The organism is Candidatus Pelagibacter sp. HIMB123, assembly GCF_052048195.1.
In the GTDB taxonomy this organism is placed as follows: Bacteria; Pseudomonadota; Alphaproteobacteria; order Pelagibacterales; family Pelagibacteraceae; genus Pelagibacter.
Genome location: NZ_JBNAIL010000033.1, coordinates 1 through 7,327 on the forward strand (window position 1 = coordinate 1; position 7,327 = coordinate 7,327).

The 7,327-nt window shown below is 30.3% G+C and carries 5 protein-coding genes; 2 read left to right on the top strand and 3 right to left on the bottom strand.

The annotated features are described in order from the left end of the window. A partial coding sequence (gyrA, locus tag ACTTBL_RS06560) for a DNA gyrase subunit A (RefSeq protein ID WP_440644126.1) occupies positions 1-2,500 on the bottom strand: 2,500 nt, incomplete at its 3' end. Between the two features lie 5 nt (positions 2,501-2,505). Beyond that, positions 2,506-2,955 carry a single-stranded DNA-binding protein gene (gene ssb, locus ACTTBL_RS06565; protein ID WP_440644127.1) on the bottom strand — a complete coding sequence of 150 codons (450 nt, stop codon included), beginning with the start codon at positions 2,953-2,955 and terminating at the stop codon, positions 2,506-2,508. A gap of 88 nt (positions 2,956-3,043) precedes the next feature. Between ssb and uvrA the strand changes: the two genes are divergently transcribed. Continuing rightward, positions 3,044-5,896, top strand: a complete 2,853-nt coding sequence (gene uvrA / locus ACTTBL_RS06570) for an excinuclease ABC subunit UvrA (RefSeq protein WP_440644128.1) — start codon at positions 3,044-3,046, stop codon at positions 5,894-5,896. A gap of 50 nt (positions 5,897-5,946) precedes the next feature. Beyond that, positions 5,947-6,549 carry a urate hydroxylase PuuD gene (locus ACTTBL_RS06575; RefSeq protein ID WP_440644129.1) on the top strand — a complete coding sequence of 201 codons (603 nt, stop codon included), beginning with the start codon at positions 5,947-5,949 and terminating at the stop codon, positions 6,547-6,549. A 1-nt stretch (position 6,550) separates the two neighbouring features. Here ACTTBL_RS06575 and secF read toward each other — a convergent pair. Beyond that, positions 6,551-7,327, bottom strand: a 777-nt coding sequence (gene secF / locus ACTTBL_RS06580; protein WP_440644130.1) for a protein translocase subunit SecF, incomplete at its 5' end; no start/stop codon positions are given.

Here is a 7,327-nt window from a genome sequence, read left to right on the forward strand (position 1 = left end):
TATTTCTGCCCGCTGTTCTAATTTCTTTAACAGCAACTCTTATAACCCGGCCTTTATTCGTAGAAATTAAAATTTCATCACCTTCAAAAACAGGAAAGGATGAGGTAATATTGCCATTTCTTGGTGAATTTACTATTCCTATAATACCTTTTCCACCTCTGTTAGTAACTCTATAATCTGTATGTGAGGTCTTTTTACCATAACCTTTCTCACTAATTGACAAAACAAATTTCTCTTTTGCTTTTAATTCAGATTTTTCATCTTTTGATTTTTTTCCATTTTTATTAATTTTATCATTATCGATAACTGATAAAGATACTATTTGATCATTAGGCGATAACTCTATACCTTTAATTCCTTTAGAAGATCTACCTTTAAAAACTCTAAGTTTCTTAGCTTCGAATCTAATGCATTTTCCAAATTTTGTACTTAAAATTACATCCTGATCATCTTTACAAATTTTAACACCTACAATTTTATCATTATTATCTAATTTCATTGCAATTTTTCCAGACGCATTAATTGATGAAAAGTCCTCTAAACTATTTTTTCTTACTTTGCCTTGAGCAGTAGCAAATATAATTTGATAATTTTTTAAATCAGTTTCATCTTCTGGCATTGGCATAATTGAGCTTATTGCTTGGTGACTCTTTAAAGGTAAAATATTAAATAAAGATTTTCCTTTTGATGATGATGAGCCCTCTGGGATTTTCCATGCTTTGATCTTGTAAACTAAACCCTCAGTAGAAAAGAAGAGTACCGAAGTATGAGTGTTTACGGATAATGTTTGAACAACAGAGTCTTGATCTCTAGTTGTTATGCCAGATTTTCCCTTACCACCTCTTTTTTGTTTTTTTACTCCATCTAAAGAACCTCTTTTTATGTATCCTTGTAATGTAACTGTAATTATTACGGATTGTTTTTGGATAGTTTCTTCAATATCGTAATTTAAAACAGCATCTATAATTTTAGTTCTTCTTGGAATAGCAAATTTCTCTTTAATATTTTTTAACTCTTCACTGATTACTTTTAAAAGTTCTTTTTTTGATGAAATAATCTTTTTATATTTAGTGATTAGTTCAGCTAGTTTTTTAATTTCAACTTCGATTTCATTTATCCCTAATGCAGTTAATTTTTGAAGTCTTAATTCTAAAATAGCCAAAACTTGTGGTTCAGATAAAGAATAAAGGTTTTTACCTTTTTTTCCCTCAACTAAAGAAATTAATTTTTGAGATTTGTTTATTTTCCATTTAGTTTTTAAAATTGATACTTTAGCATCATCGGGTGTTTTAGATGATCGAATAATTTTTATTATTTTATCTAAATTTTCAACTGAAACAGATAATCCTATTAATATATGAGCACGTTCCTCAGCTTTTTGAAGATCAAATTTAGTTTTTTTAATTACAACATCTTCTCTAAAAGTTAAAAAATTAGATAAAAAATCTTTAAGTGTGCAAGTTTGTGGTTTTCCCTCAACAATCGCTAAAGTATTAAAACCAAATGAACTCTCTATTTGAGTATTTTTATATAATTGTCTCTTTATAGTTTCTGGTTCTACACCATTTCTTAAATCTATTGATACCCTAATACCTTCTCTGTTAGACTCGTCTCTAATATCTCTTATTCCTTCAATCTTTTTTTCTCTTACTAATTGAGCAATCCTTTCGTTTAAAACAGATTTGTTTACTTGATACGGTATAGAAGTTATTACAAGTCTTTCACGTCCGTTTTTTTGTTGCTCAATTGAAATTTCACCCCTAATCTTAAAGGACCCTCTACCATTGTTATATCCTTGTTTAATTATATCTTTACCTATAATTACACCACCTGTTGGAAAATCTGGACCGGGTATATGTTTCATTAATTCTTTAATTTTAATATCTTTGTTATCTATTAAGGCTAAGGTGCCATCTATAATTTCACCTAAATTATGTGGTGGTATACTTGTTGCCATACCAACAGCGATACCGCCAGCTCCATTTACTAATAAATTTGGAAACTGTGCTGGTAAAACGCTAGGTTCTTTCTCAGTTTCATCATAATTGCTTTTAAAAGTAATTGTATTTTTTTCAATGTCATCAATTAAATATTGAGAAACTTTTGACAAGCGAGTTTCCGTATATCTCATTGCGGCAGCTGGATCACCATCAATAGAACCAAAATTTCCTTGGCCTTGAATTAACGGTAAACTCATGGAGAAATCCTGTACCATTCTTACTAAAGCATCATAAACAGATTGATCACCATGCGGGTGATATTTACCAATAACATCTCCGACTATTCTTGCAGATTTTCTAAATTGTTTAGACCAATCATATCCGCCTTTGTACATTGCGTATAAAATTCTTCTATGAACTGGTTTTAATCCATCTCTAACATCAGGAAGAGCACGACTTACAATTACGCTCATTGCATAAGAAAGATATGATGAGCTCATCTCATCATGCATTGAGATTAATTTTATATTTTTATCTTTAAACTCTTCGGTATTTTTCATAGAAGTTAAAATGGAATTTCATCATCCATATCTGACACTTGTGAAGAATCCTCAATATTATTTTGTTGAGTTGTGTCATTTTGAATTCCGCCACTAGAATTTCCTCCTCCCAACATTGTCAGTGAAGAATTATATCCTTGTATAACTATTTCAGTTGAGTATTTGTCTTGTCCCGATTGTTCATCTTTCCATTTTCTTGTCGTAAGTTGTCCCTCAACATAAACTTGAGCACCTTTTTTTAAATATTGTTGAACAACATTTACTAAACCTTCGTTAAATACAACTACACGGTGCCACTCCGTTTTCTCTTTTCTTTCACCTGTGTTTTTGTCTTTCCAAGATTGACTTGTTGCAAGGCTTAATCTGGCAACACTTTTGCCATTTACCATTTGCTTAATTTCAGGATCTGCGCCCAAACGACCAATTAATAATACTTTATTTAAACTTCCAGCCATAATATTTAATATTTGTTAAATTAGTTAATTAAAATTATATCACAATTCTTCTGAATATTAATTTTATTAACTCAAAGCAACTAAAATTATGATGAAAAAGATAGTTATTAAGGGCGCTAAAGAACATAATTTGAAGAATGTTACAGTAGAGATTCCAAAAGACAAATTTGTGGTCATAACAGGTCTATCAGGATCAGGAAAATCATCTTTAGCTTTTGATACTATCTACGCAGAAGGTCAAAGAAGGTATGTAGAGAGTTTATCTGCCTACGCACGTCAATTTTTAGATAAAATGAAAAAACCAAATGTTGATTTAATTGAAGGATTAAGTCCAGCTATTGCAATAGAACAAAAAAATACATCAAAAAATCCAAGGTCTACTGTTGCAACTGTAACAGAGATTTATGATTACATGAGGGTATTATACGCTAGAGCTGGCATCCCCTACTCACCATTTACAGGTAAACCAATAACATCTCAAACAATTACACAAATAGTAGATCTAGTTAAAAAATTACCAAAAAAATCAACAATATATATCTATGCTCCAGTGGTGAGAGGTCGTAAAGGTGAATATAAAAAAGATATTTTAAGCTACAAAAGAAGAGGTTTTAGAAAAATTAAAATTGATAATGTTTTATACGATATTGAAAAATCACCTAATCTAGATAAAAAACTTAAACATGATATTTCAGTCTTAGTCGATAGAATAGTTTTAAATTCAAAACTTGGCAACAGGTTAGCTGAAAGTATTGAAACAGCTGTAAATTTAGCTAACGGTTTAGTATTTGTTGAATATGAAGATGAGACGCTTCCTCAAAAATTTAGAAAAATTGAAAAATTAATTTACTCTACCAAATTTGCTTGCCCTGAGAGTGGCTTTACAATTGAGGAAATTGAACCAAGACTTTTTTCATTTAACAGCCCCTATGGAGCTTGTGAAGAGTGTGAAGGAATCGGAATGAAATTAAATGTTGATCCAAATTTAGTTGTTCCTGATGAAAGAAAAAGTTTAGCAGATGGAGCAATTGAACCATGGTCAAAATCAACCACATTATATTACGCTCAAACTTTAGCATCATTAGCAAAACATTATGGTTTTTCTTTAGATGAAAAATGGAAAAAATTACCCAAAAAAATTAAAGATATTATTCTTTATGGTTCAGATGAAGATGAGATTAAATTTAATTATGATGATGGTTATGAGAAATATTCTTATAAAAAAACTTTTGAAGGTGTAATTAATAATCTTGAAAGAAGATTTTTAGAGTCTGACAGTGAATGGAAAAGAGAAGCCATTGCTGAATATCAATCCGATACTGCATGTGAAGCATGTAATGGTGATAGATTAAAAGAAGAGGCATTATGTGTTAAAATCAATGATCTAAATATTAGTGAGGTAACAAAAAAATCTATTTTAGATGCAGCAGAATGGTTTAAAAATTTAGAAAATAATCTTGATAAAAGACAATTTAAAATAGCAGAACATGTATTAAAAGAAATTAATGAAAGATTAAATTTTCTACTTAATGTTGGATTAGATTATCTAACACTATCAAGAGAATCTGGGACATTATCAGGAGGTGAAGCTCAAAGAATAAGATTAGCTTCTCAAATTGGATCCGGGTTAACTGGTGTTTTATATGTTTTGGATGAACCTTCAATTGGATTACACCAAAAAGATAACGTTAAACTGATTAATGCGCTAAAAAGGTTAAGAGATCTTGGTAATACAGTTATTGTTGTAGAGCATGATACCGAGACGATGGAAAATGCAGATCATATTATTGATCTTGGCCCTGAAGCTGGGAGCAATGGTGGTGAGATAACAGCGCAAGGATCATATGAAGAAATTAAAAAAGATAAAAATAGTATTACTGGGCAGTATCTTGCAAATAAAAAAACAATCGAAATTCCAAAATCACGACGTTTAGCTAAAAATGGAAGGTTTGTTGAAATCAATGGTGCAAGTGGAAATAATTTAAATAATGTTAATCTTAAAATTCCAACTGGAACCTTTACCTGTGTTACTGGTGTCTCGGGTAGTGGTAAATCTACTCTAATATTACAAACTCTATTTCACGCCTTAAATTTAACTTTAAATAATAAAGCACGAAAAACACCAAAATCATTTAAAGGTTATAAGGGTGTAGAATTAATTGATAAAATAATTGATATTGACCAATCTCCTATTGGCAGAACCCCTAGATCAAATCCAGCAACATATACAGGAGCCTTTGGACCTATTAGAGATTGGTTTACAAGCCTACCAGAATCAAAAACAAGAGGATATAAACCAGGAAGATTTTCTTTTAATGTTAAAGGAGGTAGATGTGAGGCTTGTGAAGGTGATGGTGTAATCACATATGAAATGCATTTCTTACCCGATGTTTATATACAGTGCGATGAATGCAAGGGTACCAGGTACAATAGAGAAACTTTAGAAATTAAATTTAAAGGAAAAAGTATTGCTGATGTTTTGGATATGTCAGTTGATGAAGGATGTGAGTATTTTGAGAATATATCTAATATAAAAACAAAACTATTAACTCTTAAAAAAGTTGGATTGGGTTATATAAAAATAGGTCAGCAAGCAACTACGTTATCTGGAGGTGAAGCTCAACGAATTAAGCTCGCAAAGGAACTTTCAAAAAGATCGACAGGAAGAACAATGTATATATTGGATGAACCAACTACAGGTTTACATCAACATGATATTAAAAAACTTTTAGAAATACTTCATACATTTGTAAAACTTGGGAATACAGTAGTTGTCATTGAACATAATCTTGATGTTATTAAAACAGCCGACTACATTGTAGATATGGGACCTGAAGGTGGTGTAAAGGGTGGTAATATTGTCGCCGAAGGAAAACCTGAAGAAGTATGTAAAGTTAAGGAAAGTTATACTGGTCAATTTTTAAAACCTCTTTTAGCTTAAATTTAAAAACTTAAAAATATTCAAAAATTAGTGTATAGTTATTAAGAATCATGAGCAATTTATTGTCATCATTATCAAAAACAGTCCACGCATCACTTGCGTTAGCAATTATTTTGTTTTTAGGATTATTTTATTTAAACGACGGAATTGCTTTTGATACGCTATTCTGGAGCTGGTTATTTAGATACATACATGTAATTGTTGCAATTATGTGGATTGGTTTACTTTGGTATTTCAATTTTGTTCAAATTCCAAATATGGGGAAAATTCCAGATGAACAAAAACCAGCTATTGGTAAAGTAATAGCACCAGCTGCATTATTTTACTTTAGGTGGGCTGCTGCATTAACTGTTCTTTCAGGTTTAATTCTTGCTCTTCTTAATGGATATCTTCATGATGCAATGACTTTAAGTATTGGCTCAGGTGTTCCAAAACATACTGCAATTGGAATTGGAATGTGGTTAGGAATTATAATGGCATTTAATGTGTGGTTCGTAATTTGGCCAAATCAAAAAAGGGCTTTAGGAATAGTTGAGAGTGATCCAGATACAAAAGCTAAATCAGCTAAAACTGCAATGCTATTCTCAAGAACAAATACTTTATTATCTTTACCTATGCTACTTTCAATGGTAGCTGCACAAAATATATTTTAATTTATTTTTGATCGTCTTCTCTAAGAACAGTTTTTTGAGAAACTCTTAGTCTAACTAAAACAGTGTTGGCAATATAAATAGAAGAATAAGTTCCAAAAACAACACCAAGTATCATTGCTAATGAAAATCCTTTTAATATTTCTCCACCAAAAAAATAAATTGCTAATAAAGCTAGTAAAGTAGTTGCAGAAGTTATTATAGTTCTTGATAACGTTTCATTAATTGAAATATTTGTTAATTCAAAAATTTTTATATCTGAATATTTTCTTAAATTTTCACGCACACGGTCAAAAATAACCACAGTGTCATTCATTGAATATCCAACTATTGTTAACACAGCTGCAATTATTGATAAGTTTATTTCTAAACTAAATAGTGAAAAAACTCCTAAAGTGACAATAACATCATGAAACAAAGCTAGAATAGCACCCAAACTAAATTGCCATTCAAATCTTATCCAAATATAAATTAACATTAATGCTAAAGACAAAGATATTGCTATAACCCCTGATTTTAATAATTCAGCGCTTACCTTTGGCCCAACATTCTCTACCCTTCTAAAATCATAGTTATTTCCAAAAGATTTATCTAAATTAGTCTTAATTTCTTCAATAATATTTTTTTTATTATCTTTATTTTCAAATTTTACTAAAAAATCTGTATCATTGCCAAATTTCTTCACTGAGACATCTCCTAAATCCATTTGATTAAATCTATCTCTTAATGAACTTACATTGATTTTAGAATCTGAAGCTCTTAATTCAATTAAAGTACCAAA

Excerpts from the sequence above, each read along its gene's own strand:
- ACTTBL_RS06575 (WP_440644129.1), top strand. The coding sequence starts at position 5,947 with ATGAGCAATTTATTGTCATCATTATCAAAAACAGTCCACGCATCACTT.
- uvrA (WP_440644128.1), top strand. The coding sequence starts at position 3,044 with ATGATGAAAAAGATAGTTATTAAGGGCGCTAAAGAACATAATTTGAAG.
- ssb (WP_440644127.1), bottom strand. The coding sequence starts at position 2,955 with ATGGCTGGAAGTTTAAATAAAGTATTATTAATTGGTCGTTTGGGCGCA.